The organism is Flaviramulus basaltis, assembly GCF_900114265.1.
In the GTDB taxonomy this organism is placed as follows: domain Bacteria; phylum Bacteroidota; class Bacteroidia; order Flavobacteriales; family Flavobacteriaceae; genus Flaviramulus; species Flaviramulus basaltis.
On the sequence record NZ_FPKV01000002.1, the window covers coordinates 562,114 to 579,098 of the forward strand.

At 30.0% G+C, this 16,985-nt stretch carries 14 protein-coding genes; 2 read left to right on the plus strand and 12 right to left on the minus strand.

The window, feature by feature from the left end; translation table 11 throughout:
* Positions 1–138: 138 nt before the first annotated feature.
* The 6 genes from hisS to rpsF all read right to left on the minus strand — a co-directional run bounded on the left by hisS (position 139) and on the right by rpsF (position 6,665).
* Positions 139–1,509 carry a histidine--tRNA ligase gene (gene hisS / locus BT151_RS09025; protein WP_072401463.1) on the minus strand — a complete coding sequence of 457 codons (1,371 nt, stop codon included), beginning with the start codon at positions 1,507–1,509 and terminating at the stop codon, positions 139–141.
* Between the two features lie 137 nt (positions 1,510–1,646).
* Positions 1,647–2,114 (minus strand): DUF6495 family protein, encoded by a 468-nt coding sequence (locus BT151_RS09030; protein ID WP_072401464.1) that lies wholly within the window; start codon positions 2,112–2,114, stop codon positions 1,647–1,649.
* Positions 2,115–2,272: 158 nt separating this feature from the next.
* On the minus strand, positions 2,273–5,416 hold the full coding sequence (locus tag BT151_RS09035) for a TonB-dependent receptor (protein WP_072401465.1): 3,144 nt from the start codon (positions 5,414–5,416) through the stop codon (positions 2,273–2,275).
* A 133-nt stretch (positions 5,417–5,549) separates the two neighbouring features.
* On the minus strand, positions 5,550–6,011 hold the full coding sequence (rplI, locus tag BT151_RS09040; RefSeq protein ID WP_072401466.1) for a 50S ribosomal protein L9: 462 nt from the start codon (positions 6,009–6,011) through the stop codon (positions 5,550–5,552).
* Positions 6,012–6,024: 13 nt separating this feature from the next.
* Positions 6,025–6,324, minus strand: a complete 300-nt coding sequence (gene rpsR / locus BT151_RS09045) for a 30S ribosomal protein S18 (protein WP_072401467.1) — start codon at positions 6,322–6,324, stop codon at positions 6,025–6,027.
* A 2-nt stretch (positions 6,325–6,326) separates the two neighbouring features.
* Positions 6,327–6,665, minus strand: a complete 339-nt coding sequence (gene rpsF / locus BT151_RS09050) for a 30S ribosomal protein S6 (RefSeq protein ID WP_072401468.1) — start codon at positions 6,663–6,665, stop codon at positions 6,327–6,329.
* Between the two features lie 208 nt (positions 6,666–6,873).
* Here rpsF and BT151_RS09055 point away from each other — a divergent pair, with 208 nt between their 5' ends.
* Positions 6,874–7,569 (plus strand): LytR/AlgR family response regulator transcription factor, encoded by a 696-nt coding sequence (locus BT151_RS09055; RefSeq protein WP_072401469.1) that lies wholly within the window; start codon positions 6,874–6,876, stop codon positions 7,567–7,569.
* 18 nt (positions 7,570–7,587) lie between these two features.
* Here the strand turns inward: BT151_RS09055 and priA are convergent, their stop codons facing one another.
* The 3 genes from priA to nadC all read right to left on the minus strand — a co-directional run bounded on the left by priA (position 7,588) and on the right by nadC (position 11,977).
* The gene (gene priA / locus BT151_RS09060) at positions 7,588–10,041 is read right to left on the minus strand and encodes a replication restart helicase PriA (protein ID WP_072401470.1); all 2,454 of its coding nucleotides are present in this window, start codon (positions 10,039–10,041) and stop codon (positions 7,588–7,590) included.
* Between the two features lie 29 nt (positions 10,042–10,070).
* Entirely contained in the window at positions 10,071–11,024 is a 954-nt protein-coding gene (locus BT151_RS09065) for a YihY/virulence factor BrkB family protein (RefSeq protein WP_072401471.1), read from the minus strand.
* A gap of 92 nt (positions 11,025–11,116) precedes the next feature.
* A complete protein-coding gene (gene nadC / locus BT151_RS09070; RefSeq protein WP_072401472.1) occupies positions 11,117–11,977 on the minus strand; it encodes a carboxylating nicotinate-nucleotide diphosphorylase in 861 nt (286 codons plus the stop codon).
* Positions 11,978–12,109: 132 nt separating this feature from the next.
* Here nadC and rlmH point away from each other — a divergent pair, with 132 nt between their 5' ends.
* Entirely contained in the window at positions 12,110–12,583 is a 474-nt protein-coding gene (gene rlmH, locus BT151_RS09075) for a 23S rRNA (pseudouridine(1915)-N(3))-methyltransferase RlmH (RefSeq protein ID WP_072401473.1), read from the plus strand.
* On the opposite strand, the gene hpf is transcribed toward rlmH, so the two are convergent.
* From hpf to BT151_RS09090, 3 genes are all read right to left on the minus strand, one after another.
* Positions 12,580–12,879: a ribosome hibernation-promoting factor, HPF/YfiA family gene (hpf, locus tag BT151_RS09080; protein ID WP_072401474.1), complete on the minus strand. Its 300-nt coding sequence runs from the start codon at positions 12,877–12,879 to the stop codon at positions 12,580–12,582. The genes rlmH and hpf overlap by 4 nt on opposite strands.
* A gap of 281 nt (positions 12,880–13,160) precedes the next feature.
* On the minus strand, positions 13,161–13,574 hold the full coding sequence (locus BT151_RS09085; RefSeq protein WP_072401475.1) for a response regulator: 414 nt from the start codon (positions 13,572–13,574) through the stop codon (positions 13,161–13,163).
* A gap of 9 nt (positions 13,575–13,583) precedes the next feature.
* Positions 13,584–16,940, minus strand: a complete 3,357-nt coding sequence (locus BT151_RS09090; RefSeq protein WP_072401476.1) for a PAS domain-containing sensor histidine kinase — start codon at positions 16,938–16,940, stop codon at positions 13,584–13,586.
* Positions 16,941–16,985 lie beyond the last annotated feature (45 nt).

Here is a 16,985-nt window from a genome sequence, read left to right on the forward strand (position 1 = left end):
GTTATAAACTAAATATTGAAGGTATAAATAAGAAACAGGTATTGATAGATTAATTAATTATTTGAGTTAGTCACTTTAGAATAAATTACTCCAAATCTACAATACTAAACAGGTCCTGAATTGACGTTCAGGGCTTTTTTATTTTATATGGTTTATTAAATCTTCAAGCGAAACTTTATGTTGCTCCCCCGAAACCATATTCTTTAGGGTGTATATATTAGAATTCATTTCCTCCTCGCCTACTAAAACCACAAACGGAATATTTCGCTTATTAGCATGATTCATTTGCTTTTTCATTTTAGCATTATCAGGATATAATTCTGCATTAATACCTTGTAAACGTATTTGTTTAATCGCTTTTAAACTAAATAACGTTTCTTTATCTCCAAAATTTATGAATAATACTTCAATATTTTTATTTACGGTTTCTGGGAATAAACCTAATTCTTCTAAAACTAAGTAAATACGGTCTAAACCAAAGCTAATGCCAATACCACTTACATTGTTCATTCCAAAAATACCGGTTAAATCGTCGTATCTTCCTCCGCCACCAATAGAGCCCATTTGTACTCCTTTTGGTGCAGCAACTTCAAAAATAGCTCCTGTATAGTAGTTTAATCCACGTGCAAGTGTTACATCTAATTGTAATGTTGCTGATGTTAAACCTAATTCGGTAATTGCGTTATTAATAAAGTCTAATTCTTCAATACCTTTTTTTCCTTCTTCTGAGGTATTAAGTATACCTTTTAAACTTTCAATTTGAGATTCAAAAGAACCCGACAAAGTAAACAAAGGTTGCAATTTTAAAATACCTTCTTCTGAAATGCCTTTACCTAACATTTCTTCTTTCACCTTCTCCTCGCCTATTTTGTCAAGCTTATCTAAAGCTACTGTAAAATCAATTAATTTATCTGAAGCTCCAATTACTTCTGCAATTCCAGAAAGTATTTTACGGTTATTTATTTTAATGGTAACGCCTTCTAATTTTAAAGTTGAAAAGACTGAATCGTATAACTGAATAAACTCGATTTCCTGCCATAAAGAATCACTTCCAACTACATCGGCATCACATTGATAAAACTCTCTAAAACGTCCTTTTTGTGGCCTATCGGCTCTCCAAACAGGTTGTATTTGGTAACGCTTAAACGGAAACTCTATTTCATTTTGGTGTTGTACGACGTAACGTGCAAAAGGCACTGTTAAATCGTAACGAAGTGCTTTTTCTGAAATACTAGTTGTTAATTTATTTGAATCTTTTTCTGTATAAGCACTTTCATCTGCTTTACTTAAAAAATCTCCACTATTTAATATCTTAAAAATTAAACGGTCTCCTTCATCACCATATTTTCCCATTAAGGTTTCTGAGTTTTCAAAGCTTGGGGTTTCAATAGGTTGAAATCCATAAGTTTCAAAAGCACCACGAATTGTATTAAAAATATAATTACGTTTTGCTACTTGTTCTGGATTAAAATCTCTGGTTCCTTTTGGTATGCTAGGTTTTTGAGCCATATTGTTTCCTGTAAAGGCAGGAATATTTTTTAGGATTAGTAAAATAGTTTAAAAGTGGATTCCGTATTATATTCGGAATCACAAAAATAATAGTTTTAATTGGAAATGAATTCCTGCCTTCGCAGGAATGACAAAATTTAACTTATAATTTTATCAAAATACTTAAATAAGTCGCCTTTTGTAATAACAGCTCCTTGTTCAATCATTTTAAATTTATCTAAGTTTTTATCTTTAGTATAGGCTTTATCAGCTTGTAAAAACTCAACGTTTTCATCCATTAAATTATCACGCAGCCAATTATAACCTTCTTCTGTAGTAATGTCTACATCATTCTTCAAATTAATAACTAAGGCATGCATTTCATCTTCATCTAAATGAAATAAATACAAATGCTGTGGCGAAATATGTTCTAAATATTCTGCTTTATTTAAAACACCTTCCCAAATTAAATCGCTAAATACATCTAGTTCCATCTCTGCCATTTCTGGTTTATTAGCTTTTAAATTTGTCCACTCATCTGCAGTTACAGACTGTGTTGCTAAAAAATTAATAAATTCTTGATGTAATTCTTCAAATTGTTCTTTTGTAAGTCTTCTATACTTCATTATTTATGTAAAATCAATTTTATGAAATCCCAATTTGAATCGGGATTAGTTCAACTAAAAAATTTATTAAGTTTTCAAACTTATAAAATTCAGTTTTCACTAAAAAAAATGCGCCCCTTTATTAGGAGCGCAAATTTAAGAATATATATGCTATTTTCTTAGAAAATATAGCGTAAACCTACTTGTGCTTGCCATCTAGAAGCTAAACTAGAATCGAAACCAAAAGTGTTGGTTTGATTTGCATTAAATGAATATATAGGTTCCTGGGTTCTGTCTGCAACATAAACAGCAGGATCTGGGTTTGCATCAGGAAAAGTGACTCCAATTGGTTGTACGTTGTTTGGTTGCTGAATAACACCCCAGTTTGAGTTTAATAAGTTTCCGAAGTTTAAAATATCGATACTAAACTGAATCGTATTTGTTTTATCATCAGATATTTTAATATTATAATCTTGTAAAAATTTAATATCCCATCTACCTCTCCATGGCGCTAAAGCGCCATAACGCTCTGCATATTGCCCTCTTCTTCCAGTTAAATAATCATCTTGAGCAATAAAGCTCTCTAAAGCAGCTGCATCACCTGCGTTTGAAAATTGCATTTGCCCGATTTCTCCAGATGTTGGAATGTAAATTAAATCGTTGATTCCAGAACCATCACCGTTTAAATCGCCTCCGTAAGTGTAGTTGAAACGTCCTCCTTGGGCGTATTCAAAAAATGTAGATAATGTAGTTGCCCATTTATCGCTTCCGTAATTCCATTTTTTACTTGCTACACCAATAAAACGATGTGTATCTCCATATTTAGAATACGACAATACATCCGTATTTACATTATTAACAATTGGGTTACCAGCAAAAGCATCACTTGTAATTTCTGCTTCAATTGAGTTTACATCTTTAGCATTTAAATAACTGTATGCTAACATGGTATATAACCCGTTTTCAAAGTTCTTTTGGGCTTTAAATGATGCATTCCAAATACGCCCTTTATCTGAATTTGTGAACACAAATGGCCCATTACCTTTTGCTCCATCAAAACTTAAAAGATCTGCATCGGTATAAAAGGCTCTATTATCTACACCTTGTAATGTACCTGTTGGATCTAAAAACCCCCAATGTTGAACATGTGGTCCGTTAATATCTTTAGTGTAAGATAAATCTGCCGTTAAAATTAATCCACTTTCAAGCTTTTTGTCGGCTCCAATATTAGTACGCCAAACTTGTGGGTATTTATAATCTGGATCTACCGCTTGCAAGAAAAAAGCATCTGGAGCTGCAATTTGATTACCTAACCAAACAAATGGAAAACGGCCAGTAAATAACCCTGAACCTCCACGAAGTTGGAACGTATCATCTCCATTAACATCATAGTTAAAGCCAATTCTAGGTGATATTAACCAATCGTTGCTTGGCATTTTTGTATTATCTATTGTAACAGGTTGTCCTGTATTTGGGTTGTTATATTGAAAATCTGGTAAAACAAACCCACGATCAATAACATTTTGTGCTTTTTCAGCAGAATCAAAAAACAATGGTTTATCAAAACGTACACCATAAGTTAACTTAAGCTTATCTGTAATATTCCATTCGTCTTGTACATAAAAAGCCAATTGCCCAACATTTGTTTCAACAAAAGCCCAACCTTGTCCTTCTGGAAGTGCATTATTTGTATCAAAAGTATTTTGTGGTCCAGAAAAATCATAACTAGTAGCATCAAAATCATTAATATCTACTCCTCCAAAAAGATCAAAACCATAACTAGTTAAGTTAAACGAGTTATCAAATTCAAACTTTTCAAATGAAAAACCAACCGTATATGTGTGGTCTCCTTTGAAAAAATTAAGATTATCAGAAAATTGTAATACTTTCTGATCTAATTTATTATTAACTGAAAACGGTTCGTGACCTGCAATAATATATGGAGAACCATCTTTATATATATTTATAGAAGGAGCTGGTGTTGAAAATGGTGTTCTAAAATCATTGAAGTGAGAATAACCTATCTGTAATTTATTTGTTGTGTTTTCTGAAAGTGTAGAATTTAGTTCTATTTGAACTGAACGTAACTCATTAGTAATTTCGTAACCAGAATTCTGGAATTGCAGCGTAGAAGCACTTGGTCCTCTAAAACCAATAGCTGTAGGGTGTGCTGGTTTTTCTTTGGAAGCATTTAAGAAATTATAAATAACTGCTAAACGATTATTATCGTTAATATTCCAGTCAATTTTAAAAATTCCTTTAGTAGATTCTGATGCATGTGTAAAACCTTGGTATGCTCCAGGATCATAGCCTACTGCTAATAATGCATCTCTAACAGCAATTAAATCGCTTTCTAATACTCTAGATTCGTTAATAGCGCCAGAACCTGTATTTGGTGTCCAGCCATTAGTTCCTAAATCATCACGTTCATCTTTTTCAAAATTAGCGAAAAAGAATAATTTATTTTTAATAATTGGTCCGCCAATACTTACACCGTATTGTGTTTGGTTTAAGTCTGGTCTTGTAACATCTTCTCCTTTAATTTTCTTACCAGTCATGGTTTCATCTCTATAAAACCCGTAAACTGTACCGTGAAATTCATTTGTTCCACTTTTAGTTACTGCATTTACAGAAGCTCCTGTAAAACCAGATTGAGTAACATCATAAGGTGCTGTTGATACAGAAATTTGATCAATAGCATCTAACGATATGGGTTGTGCATCAGTTTGACCTCCTGGAGTTGGCGCATCTAACCCAAAAGGATTATTAAAAATAGCGCCATCTAATGAGAAATTATTAAATTGATCGTTTCTACCTCCAAATGAATTTCCACTAGCTGTAGGCTCTAATCTTGTAAAATCTGCTGCAGATCTAGAAATGGTTGGTAAACGAGTTAATTCTCGTCTTCCAACACTTGTTTCAGCTCCTGTACGATCGCTACCAAAAGTACCAGTACCTTGTCCGCCTTGAATTATAACGGTTTCCAATGTTTCGCTATCTTCTGTCAAACTAATATCAAGATTTTGTGTTTTCCCTAAAGTTAAATACACATCGTTAAAAGATTGCTCTTTATAACCCACAAAACTAATTGTGATAGAGTAAGGACCTCCTACTCTTAAGTTTAATAAATTAAATCGACCGTCAATGTTTGTTGCTGCTCCATATTTTGTGCCCGTTGGCGTATGAATTGCAACAATATTTGCACCTGGAAGTGGCACAGAAGTTTCATCTAAAATTATTCCTTTAATATTTGATGTAGTCACTTGTGAAAAAGCTATTAGACCAAAAAATACAAAGAAAATTACAAGGCTTGTTTTTTTCATTTTGAATAAATTATTTGAGTTAGTCACATATATCATGTATACATAATACATTAAGTAACAAAAATAGTACAAAAAAAGCCACTCATAAAGAGTGGCTTAATTTAATTTGTAAGTTTTATTAACTATTTGTTAATTATGCTTGTGCAATAACTTCAAAAGGGAAATCGAAAGTTACTTCACGGTGTAAACGTACAACAGCGTTATACTGTCCTAAACGTTTAATGTTTCCACCTGTAATAGTCACAAACTTTTTATCAATTGTGTGTCCTGCTTTTTCAAAAGCTTCAACTAAATCTGCTTTAGTTACAGAACCAAATAATTTATCACCAGCAGAAGCTCCTTCTGTTGCTTTAGCAGTAATTTTAATATCTAATCCTTTAATTGCTTCAGCCATTACATTAGCATCATCAATTACTTTTTTGTCTTTAAAAGCTCTTTGCTTTAAATTCTCTGCCAATACTTTTTTAGCTGATATTGTAGCTAAAACTGCTTGTTTTTGAGGAATTAAAAAATTTCTACCATAACCGTTCTTAACTGTTACAACATCGTCTTTAAATCCTAAATTTTCAACGTCTTGTTTTAATATAAGTTCCATTGTTATCGGTATTTTATTTTAATAAATCTGCTACGTATGGCATTAAAGCTAAGTGACGTGCTCTTTTTACAGCCACAGACACTTTTCTTTGATACTTTAACGATGTTCCTGTTAAACGTCTTGGTAAAATTTTACCTTGCTCGTTTACAAACTTTAATAAGAAATCTGGATCCTTATAATCAATGTATTTAATTCCTGATTTTTTGAAACGACAATACTTTTTAGTTTTGTTTGTTTCAATATTCAATGGTGTTAAATACCTAATTTCACCATCCTTTTTTCCTTTTGATTGTTGTTCTATAGATGTTGCCATGATTACGCTTTTACTTTAAGTTTTTCTCTTCTTCTCTCTGCCCAAGAAATGGCATGTTTGTCTAATGCAACAGTTAAATAACGCATAAAACGTTCGTCACGTCTAAACTCTACCTCTAAAGTATTAATAATGTCACCAGGTACAGTGTACTCAAATAAGTGATAAAAACCACTTTTCTTGTTTTGTATTGGGTAAGCTAATTTTTTAAGCCCCCAATCTTCTTTAGCTATCATCTTAGCGCCGTTAGAAACAAGAAAATCTTCGTATTTCTTTACTGTTTCCTTTATCTGATCTTCAGATAAAACGGGATTTAAGATGAAAACAGTTTCATAATGATTCATAAAAATCTATTTTATTGTTAAAAATTGGCTGCAAAAATAAAAAATATTTGTATATTACACAACTATTACTCCCCTAAATTAAACATAAAATTAATAGAATAAAAAATGTTAAAATTATGTTAAAATACACGTTTCATCGATGATTTTTGGTTTTTACCCGAATTTTTTGTACTATTGTCGATATCTTAACCGAAATAATTAAAATGTTATGACTTTAAACTGTGTAGTAGTAGACGATTCAGCGATACAACGTCTCTCTATTGTTAAGTTAGTCGAGAATCACCCTTCTCTTAACTTAATAGCAGAGTACAGTAGTGCTTTAGAAACTAAAAACGGATTAAATACGCATCAAGTTGATTTAATCTTTTTAGACATTGAAATGCCAGTGCTTAATGGATTTGAACTTTTAGACGTATTAAACAACAAACCTCAAATTATTTTTGTAACCGGTAAAACCGAGTATGCTTTTAAAGCATTTAATTATGATGCTACCGATTACTTACATAAACCAATTACAAGAGAACGTTTTAATGTCTCTGTAGAAAAAGCTTTAGAGCAACATAGATTGACTTTAGACTTTAACGAAGAAGAAGGTGAACATATTTTTGTAAAAAGTAACCTTAAAAAACGTAAAGTTTATATTAAAGATATTAAATGGATTGAAGCCCTTGGTGATTATGTGAAATTAGTTACAGAAGAAAACAGTTTGGTAGTATTATCTACCATGAAATCTTTTGAAGCTGAATTACCAGAAGGCAAATTTTTAAGAATTCATAAATCTTACATTGTCAATTTAGATAAAATAGACAGGTTTAATAGTAAAAATGTTGAAGTTGGCGCTTACGAAATTCCTTTAAGTAGAAATAAAAAGACCCAATTAGTTGATGCTTTAAATAATATTTAAAACCTTAACCAACTAAATTTAAAAGTTATCGACATTTAATATTACTTTAACCGACCGAAAATCTTTTACACTAGAGAAGCTATTATTTATTTTAATAATAGCTTCTTTTGTTTTTGATAAGGATTGTTGCTTAGGAATTTTTACTAATATGTTTTTATAAAACTGATTTCTTATTCTTGCAATTGGTGGCGTTTCTGGCCCTAAAACATTTGTATCAAAAACTTGACGTAAAGATTTAGCATACCAATTTGATGCTATTTCTACTCTATTATAATCTTTATGTTTTAACGTTATTTTTATCTGCTTATAAACGGGAGGATATTTAAAATTATATCTATCGTTCATTTGTTCATTAAACATATCTATATAATTATTAGTAGATACTTGTTGTAAAATGTTGTGATGTGGATTATACGTTTGTATCAATACTTTTCCGCGCTCTTCAGTACGCCCAGCTCTACCCGATACTTGTAACATGAGTTGAAAACTACGCTCATGTGCTCTAAAATCTGGAAAGTTTAGCATATTGTCTGCATTCATTATACCAACCAACTTCACATTTCTAAAATCTAAACCTTTAGTTAACATTTGCGTTCCTACCAAAATATCAATTTCCTGTTGTTCTAAAGCTGTAATAATTTTTTCATAACCATATTTTCCACGTGTAGTATCTAAATCCATTCGCGCCACATTATAATCTGGAAACAGCATTTTAACTTCTTCTTCAATTTGTTCTGTTCCAAAACCTTTATTATCTAAATCTTGGCTTCCACAAGCCTTACAATCTTGCTGCATTGCCATATTATATCCGCAATAATGACATCTTAATTGATTTCTGTATTGATGATATGTTAAACTCACATCGCAATTTGGACATTGTGGTGAATGTCCGCAAGTATTGCATTCTACAATAGGTGAAAATCCGCGCCTATTTTGAAACAATATTATTTGATGTCCATCTTTTAACGTTTCCGTCATTTCCTCGATAAGTCTATCGCTAAAATGACCTTTCATGCGTTTCTTTTTAAGTTTATCTTTTATATCTACCAACTCAACATCTGGCATTAACACATCATTATATCGATGCATTAATTCTACAAAACCATACTTATTTTGTTTTGCATTAAAATAACTTTCTAAACTTGGAGTTGCCGAGCCTAAAAGTATTTTTGCTTGATGCATATTAGCTAAAACTACTGCTGTATCTCTTGCATGGTAGCGAGGTGCAGGATCAAATTGTTTAAAAGATTGTTCGTGCTCTTCATCAACAATTATTAATCCTAAATTATTAAATGGTAAAAATATAGATGAACGCGCTCCTAATACTATTTGCGCTTTCGCGGAATTATTTAAAACATTATTCCAAACCTCAACACGCTCATGAGATGAATATTTAGAATGAAATATGGCGACTTGTTCTCCAAAATAATTTTGAAGTCTAGAAACTAATTGTGTAGTTAAAGCAATCTCAGGAAGCAAATACAATACTTGCTTTTTGTTATTTAGTGCCTCTTCAATAAGCTTAACATAGACTTCTGTTTTCCCTGATGATGTTACACCGTGAAGCAACGTAACTTGATGTGTTTCAAAAGACGCTTTTATTTCAATTAGTGCTGTTTTTTGATAATCATTGAGTTGTTTTGAATCCTCATTCTCATCACCAGAATATTGTACACGATCTGTTTGAATATGATATTCTTCAAGAATGCCTTTATCAATTAATGTCTTGATAATTGCTGATGATGCATCACTTTCATTTGCTAAATCTGAAACTTTTACAGGCTTTTTTGTTTTAGCTGAAATTGAAAATAAAGTAAGAACGACTTCTTTTTGCTTATGCGCTCTGCCTAATTCTTCTAATAAATTTTTTAGCGCAGTTTCAGATGAATAGTTTGTATGCAATTTCACATATCGAACTAATTTGGGCTTATATTTTTCATAAACTTCTTCTTCAACAGAAACAGCTTCCTTTTCAATTAATCTTTTAATTACAGGAAGCACATTCTTTTTATCAAGAATATTCGAAATGTCATGAATTTTTAAAGAGGATTGATGATGCAATGCTTCGTAAACTAAAAACTCATCATCTTTTAAAATAGATTCGTCAATAATTTTAGCCGTATTTTTTGTAATAACCGTTTCACTTTCTAAAATAAAAGCACTTGGTAGAGCAGCCCGCATAACATCTCCCAAGGTACACATGTAATATTTGGATATCCATTGCCATAGCTGTAATTGCATTTCATTTACAATAGGTGAATCATCTAAAATTTGATGAATATCTTTGGCTTCATAAGCAGTTGGTGCTGTATTATGAACTTTACAAACTATACCAGTGTAAATTTTAGATTTCCCGAAAGGAACTGAAACTCGCATACCTGGTTTTAAAAAATCTGATTCCGCTATTGTTATACTATATGTAAATAGCTTTTGTAATGGAACAGGAATGATTACGTCTATAAAATTTGGCATACTCAAAGGTAAATAGGTTTGCTTTAAAACTAATTATCCCCTTTAGGAAATTTTCTTAAAAACTGAATTGATGCATTTAACTCATAACCCAATAATAATATGTTGGCATTCATCCATAAATAAAATAATAGAATTAATAATGCCCCAATAGAACCATAAAGCTTATTATACTGACTGAAATTTTCAATATAAATGCCAAATAAAAATGAAGTGAGTATAATTAGTAGTGTTGTAAATAATGCTCCTACTGAGAAAAACTTAGAATGTTTTCCTTCTTTTGTGCCAAAATAATACAAAGTTGCAGTTGCTATATATACCATAAAAATAAAAAAGGTGTACTTAACAATATCTGTCCAAAAGACACTACTATTGTCTACTTGATAACCTCTATTTTTTAGAGCATCTAATAATTCTTGTACAACAAAAATTTGAAAATATCCTAAAACAGCAATTGTAATAATAAGTAAAAACGCTAAAATTAATGCTATACCTAAAGCATATAAATATTGTCTAAATACATTTCGGGTAAGCTGTTCGTGATAAGAATTTTCAAAACCAGAAAACACAGCATTTACGCCATTAGCCATTAATAATAGTGATAGAACAAAAACAGAAGATATTAACCCTCCTCTTTGGGTTTGATCTATATTTTCAAAAATATTTTCAAAGAAGAAATCTGACGTTGTTGGAGGTAAAAAAGATTCTAAAAATTGTTGAAATTCAATTTTAAAATCATCTATTGGTACATAAGGAATAATTATTAAAACGAATAAAAGAAAAGGAAACAAGGCTGTGAAAAAACTAAAAGCAATAGCACTAGCTCTTGTAGTTAATGCACCTTTTACAATTCCTGTAATATAAAGTTCTAATAAATCGTAAAACGATAAACCCTCAAGTCCTGGTAATTTTATTTGCTTAAAAACCCTTACAAAGACATTAATTATTGGAATTTTTTCTAACTTGTCTTCAATAGGTTTTGTCATTTATACTTTTAATTTATAACAAGATATTAAATTTAAGATTGACTTATGCTTGAATTACTAATTAACAATTCATAGTTATAAACTTAAAAAATTTATTTTACAGCTTTCAAGCTTAAATCCATGTTATGAACCGAGTGTGTTAAAGAGCCAGATGAAATATAATTTACACCACATTCAGCATAATACCTAATGGTAGCTTCATTAATATTACCAGAAGATTCGGTTAAACATTTATTACCAATTAACTTCACTGCTTTTCTAGTATCTTCATAATCAAAGTTATCTAATAAAATTCTGAATATCCCGTCACTCTTCAAAATCTCTTCAACTTCTATTAAATTTCTAGCTTCAACCATTATGTCTAAATTCCTACCTGTATCTTTTAAGTATTCCTTGGTCATTTCTATGGCTTTAGTAATACCTCCAGCAAAATCAATATGGTTATCTTTAAGCATAATCATATCATACAAAGCAAATCTATGATTTTCTCCACCTCCAATTTTAACAGCCCATTTTTCTAAAACTCGAATCCCTGGAGTAGTTTTACGTGTATCTAAAATTTTAGTTTTAGTCCCTTCAAGTAAATCAACAAACATTCTAGTCTTTGTTGCAATAGCACTCATACGTTGCATAGCATTTAAAACGGTTCGCTCTGCTTTTAAAATAGATTGCGATGGTCCTTCAACATACATGACTATATCTCCATAAGAAACTTCAGCTCCATCTTCAATTCTTACATCTAACTTTAAATTTTTATCAACGTAAGCAAAAACTTTTTTAGCAAAATTAACGCCTCCAATAACACCTTTATCTTTAACTAAAAGCTTTGCCTTTCCTCTCGCATTTTCAGGGATACAAGCTAACGAACTATGGTCACCATCTCCAACATCTTCTCTTATAGCATTGGCAATTATCATTTTCACTTCTGTATCGAACTGTTCCTGTGTAATCATATTGTATTGTTAGTTAGTTTTGAACAAAAATAGGAAATTGATTTGCTATATTAAATTTTACATTTATGATTTTTTTGATTTTTTGTTATTTAAATACATTATTCATAAATACTAAATAGTAATTTTGCTTTTATGACTATTAAGCTTATTGCCATTGGGAAAACTGATAATAAACAACTTATATCATTAATTGATGATTATAAAAAGCGTTTAGGTTTTTACATTAAATTTATTTTAGAGATTATTCCTGATATTAAAAATTCTAAAAATTTAAGTGAATTTCAACAAAAAGAGAAGGAAGGAGAACTTATTTTAAGTAAATTAAACAATACTGATGTTTTAATTTTATTAGATGAAAATGGAAAACAATTACATTCTGTTGGGTTTTCATCCTACTTGCAAAAGCACATGAATACAGGTATAAAACAATTGGTTTTTGTTATTGGTGGCCCTTATGGTTTTTCTGAAGAAATTTATAAAAAAGCAAATGGGAAAATAGCACTATCTAAAATGACATTTTCCCATCAAATGATTCGCTTATTTTTTATCGAACAACTTTATAGAGGATTCACTATTTTAAAAAACGAACCCTATCACCATCGTTAATAGGTTTTATATACTTGTTTGCGTTTTTTAAGTTGGCGTTCTAAATCGCTTATAGTTTCTCTAACCGATACTTCAAAATTACGCTCGTTAGAAGTAGCAAAAATTCTAGGACCTGGTAAACTTAATTCTATATTACAAATTTTACCGGCTTCATGATGATTCTCATCCTGCTTAAAATATACCACCGCATTTATTAAAAACTCATATCTGTTAAATAACTTTTCTAATTTCTCCTTTGTAAAAGCTGAAAGTGTTTCACTTACATCTACATCTACATACTGAATGTTTACTGTCATATTCGTTCATTTTTAATATTTATATATTCTAAATATACAGGTTTTTTGACAATTTTAAGGTGATTAAAATCATAAAATGATAATAAATGTTATGTTTTTTTATTATATAAATAATGATTTTTGAATATTTGAATTTTCAAAAAAACAACTCTCTTTTGTTGCAAATAACATCAATAAACTTATTAAGTTTAAATGACTTTATTTACTTTAGAAATATTCTTTGAACAAAAAAACACTATTGAAATAATACTATTCAAAAAGCAAAGTAAGATTAAAACTCATTATCTTACATTCTCGTGCAATTCTTGGATAATCGTTTTTAATTCTCCAGGATTTATAGGTTTTATGATATAATCGGAAACATCAAAAATATTTTTTGCCCTTTGAATATCTATAGGATCTACAGATGAGGAAACCATATATATTACTATTTTCTTATCTAAATTAGGTTTTATTTTTACATATTCGTCCATAAACTGAAATCCATCCATAATTGGCATATTAATATCTAATAAAATAATGTCTGGAAGTTCATGCTCTTTCTTAATATTGTCCAACATAAAACTGAATGCTTCTTCTCCATCTGAAAAAACAAGTATTTTCTTTTCTAATTTAAGAGACTCTATTGTTTTTATTACCGTAAATTGGTAAATCTCATCGTCATCAACAATACAAATATTAAAAGGGTTCCTCATACTATTTTATTAATTAAAATTTATATTAAATATTGTGCCTTTGTTTACTTCACTAGATGCAGATATTGCACCTCCCATTGTTTCAATTTGCACTTTAGCCATAAATAATCCTACACCTTTAGCTTCCGGGTGTCTATGAAAAACTTTATTCAATCCAAATAATTTATGTCCATGCCGTTCTAAATCAATCCCCATACCATTATCCTGAAATTTTATTTTTATTTTTCCATCTTCAATTTCAGATTCAATAAATATTTCAGGAACTCTTTCTTCAGATCTATATTTTATAGCATTTTCCAATAAATTTAAAAAAATACTTTCTAAATAAATTTTATTATAAGAAATTTTATTGACTTTAGAGAAATCGTTTGTTATAATAGCTCCTGTTTTAATAATTTTTGCTGCAAGTATTTCTTTTGTTTTATCTAGAGTTTCATCAAAAGAAACATCTTCAATTTGAGAGCCATCTTTTTTTGTTTTTATGGCTTCAACCAAAGTATTTAATGTAGCTGTAAGATGATGAATAACTTTTTCAAATTTCTCGAATAATATGACTTTATCTTCTTCACTTTCTGATACATTATATAAATCTAAAAGTGAATTAAGATTACTTACTGGGGCTCGTAAATTATGAGACGTAATATGAGCAAAATCTGCCAGTTGAGTGTTTTGGTTTGTTAATTTATTTGCTAACACTTCCAACCTTTCTTTAGCCTCAATTATTTTACGCTCTGCCAATTTTTGCTCAGTAATATCACGTATTGCTGCAGAGACTAATAATCCTTCTTCGGTTTGCAAAGGACTTAAACTTATTTGTGTAGGTATTTCTTTGCCACTTTTATTTATTCCAAATAATAATTTCCCATGACCCATTCCTCTTGTTTCTGGATTAGATAAAAAATTATCACGAAATGCCATATACTTATGATTGCTTGTGAATCTTTCTGGAATTAGTATCTCTACAGGCTTTTCAAGCAATTCTTTAGCTGAATATCCAAATAATTTTTCTGCTTGTTTATTAATAAGCTGTATTTTTCCTTTACCATCAACTATTACCATTGCATCTGGTGCTGACTCTAACAGGCCTCTAAATTTATTTTCCGCCATCTTTTGCTGAGTAATATCTTGACCTGTACCAATCATTTCTATAACCTCACCTTTAGCATTAGTAAAAACTTCTCCTAATAATTGAACAGTTTTTATTTTACCAGTTGTAGTTATAATACGGTGTGTAAATCGATGAAACTTTTTATCATTTGCTGCTCTTTCAAAATAATCTGTTACAATTTGTTTATCATCAGGATGAACAAAATCAAAATAACTATTAAATTTTAAGTTAATAGTTTCCTCATCAAGTTCAAAAATTTTATATAAATTATTAGACCAAATAACTTTATCGGCAACAGTATCCCATTGCCAATGTCCCATCATGGTAATATCTTCAGCAAAATTTAATAGTTGATTTTTTCTTAAAAGTTCATCTCTATTCTTTTTTGTTTCTGAAATATCATAAGACACTCCTAAAAATCCAATTTTGTCACCTAAATCATTTTTAATTGCAGTTAATGTCAACTGAACTGGAAATGTAGAGCCATTTTTTCTGCTATAAGTCCATTCTCGTGTATCGTATTCATCATGTTGGGCTAATTCCAAATAAGGATTAAATCCGTTTGGATCTTTCCCATATTTTTTAGCAATGTCATCTTTAAAATTAACTAACTCTTCTTCACTATGATAAATTTCTGGCTCTTTTAAACCTACCATTTCTGAAGCAGAATAACCTAATAAAAGCTCTGCACCATGATTAAAATGTTTAATTATCCCATTATTATCTGTAGATACGATTGCTATAGGCCCAGAATTGAATATGGCTTTTAAATCTGCATTTACTTTATATAATTCCTGTTCTGCTTTTTTTATGGAAGTTATATCTTGAAATATACCAAATAATCTTTCACATTTACCTTCATTGTACTCTGCCTGACCTATTTTACGAACCCATACAGTATCACCTTCTAAAGTAATCATTTCTAATTCTATATCGAAAGAGGTTCCTGCTTCTATTAAATCTTTAATTGATTTAATAATTTTATTTCTACTTTTTCCTTCTTTATAAAAATATAAACTTTCTTTACTATAGGCCTCAAAACCTTCAGGCACTTTCAATATTTCACAAGTAATGTTACTTAAAGTATACTTATCTGTAGCTAAATCTAATTCCCAAGTTCCTATTCTTGCTACTTTGTTTGTACTTTCTAAAATTTTCTCTATCCTTGCCTTTTCTTGATCTTTTTCTTTTATATGAGTAATATCGCCTGTATACATTATCAAACCTCCTATATTACCTTCAGAAATATACCATGGACGTACATCCCAAAAAATCCATTGAATAGAACCATCTGCTCGAGGAAAAAGCGCTTCGTCACATACATCAATAGCTCCATTAAGACACTTTTTATGGTTTTCTTTCCATTCGTTACCTATTTCTGGAAAAAGATCATAATGAGAACTTCCTATGATTTCTCTTCCTTCCATTTTATAATCTGTTATCCACCTTTGAGAAACAGCCATATAACACATATTATTATCAAGCATTGCAATTGCTGTTGGTGCCTGTTCAATAAAAATTTTGTTATATGCCTCTTTAATTTCTAAATCTGTTTTGAGTTTTGTTAACTCTAACATATTTGCTTTTATTTTATTTTGAGATAAGGATAATTCATTATTAGCCTCTAATATTTTTTCGTTTTTTTGAAACAACTGTTTAAAGGCAGGCATTAAAACAAACAGGAACTCGCCAATTAATATAATAGCTGAAATAATTGCAAGAAATAATATTGTATTTTTTAATTTTCTTTGTTTTATACCAGCTTCCTTTTCATAAGTATTAACTATAATTTCCATAGTTATTAGAAAAGGATTTTTAGCTTCTGAAATAGTTTCTAATGATTTTTTTATTACTCCTTCCTCCGGATTATTAAGAATTGCTCTACTAGAATTTACTATTTTATTGTGAAAGGGCTCTAAAACTTTGAATAATGAATCAATAATTTTATTTTTCCCATTTTTTAAATTATTAGTAAACAAATACCGTTTTGATAACTCAAATTCATTAGTTAGTCCTTTTAGTTTATTTAAATCATCACTAATAGATAGTTTATTTTTATTACGATCGATAATAAAAATCTGATTATCAATACCCTGACTTAAATAACGCTGTTTACCTGATATATTTAAAATATGTGCATCATCATTCTGTGAATTAATACTATTATCTATAACTATTACACCTGAAACAATTATTATTCCAATTGTAAGCATGAAAAAATAGTATCTTTTTTTAATTGTCTTTTCTAGTTTTTTCATTAAAAGGCTTTTCTATTGTTACCCATACAAATTGAAACTGCTTAA